This window comes from Hungatella sp. SL.1.14 (genome assembly GCF_024460495.1).
In the GTDB taxonomy this organism is placed as follows: domain Bacteria; phylum Bacillota; class Clostridia; order Lachnospirales; family Lachnospiraceae; genus Hungatella; species Hungatella hathewayi.
Map to the genome: position 1 here is coordinate 1 of NZ_JANFYJ010000299.1, position 304 is coordinate 304.

General features: G+C 52.3%; 1 pseudogene. It reads right to left on the reverse strand.

Annotation, left to right across the window (positions count from 1 at the left end):
- Nucleotides 1–304, reverse strand: a pseudogene (locus NE473_RS31085) (prepilin peptidase); the annotation flags it as partial.

The following is a 304-nucleotide window of genomic DNA, read 5'->3' on the forward strand; positions in this document are numbered from 1 at the left end:
CGGCATCATGATAAAAGCCATGGTCCCAAAGAACAGACAGACTCCCAGCGGCATCACCGCCTCCGTCCCGTCCCGGGCCTTATCATAATATGCTGTTATTGTTTTCGTATGGTAAATGCGCCTGATATAGGCTGCGAGATGGCAAAAACGCTCATGAAAGCTCCCTTTTACCATCATCTTCAGAAAGGACCAGAAGGCCCCGATCAGAAATCCCAGACCATTCGCCGAAGCTCCGCCGGCAAAGCCTGAGTAGCCGCAGATTAATGCAGCCAGCTTGATATCTCCCGCTCCAATCATGCGGCAG